Source organism: Profundibacterium mesophilum KAUST100406-0324, assembly GCF_009835145.1.
In the GTDB taxonomy this organism is placed as follows: domain Bacteria; phylum Pseudomonadota; class Alphaproteobacteria; order Rhodobacterales; family Rhodobacteraceae; genus Profundibacterium; species Profundibacterium mesophilum.
Genome location: NZ_APKE01000120.1, coordinates 1 through 223, shown reverse-complemented (window position 1 = coordinate 223; position 223 = coordinate 1). Strand labels below are relative to the sequence as shown.

Sequence of the window (223 nt, the reverse complement as noted above, 5' to 3'; positions counted from 1 at the left end):
CGATTGGTAGGTCGGCGGCACTAGTGCCGCCGAACAACGTTAAGCGGCGATGACCACCCTTTTTAGCTTCAGCACTGCTTCAGCCGCTTCCATCCCTTTGTCCACAAAGTGTTTCCGATAGATCGCATTGTGATGCTCTGTATCTTGATACTGGTGCGGCGTCAGCGAAACGGAGAGAACTGGAACACCAGTTTCAAGGCCCGCTTGCATCAAACCGTTCACC

General features: G+C 53.4%; 1 pseudogene. It reads right to left on the bottom strand.

Annotated features, from left to right (window positions below):
* Positions 1 to 39 precede the first annotated feature (39 nt).
* Positions 40 to 223: pseudogene (locus tag PMES_RS16510) on the bottom strand (6,7-dimethyl-8-ribityllumazine synthase); the annotation flags it as partial.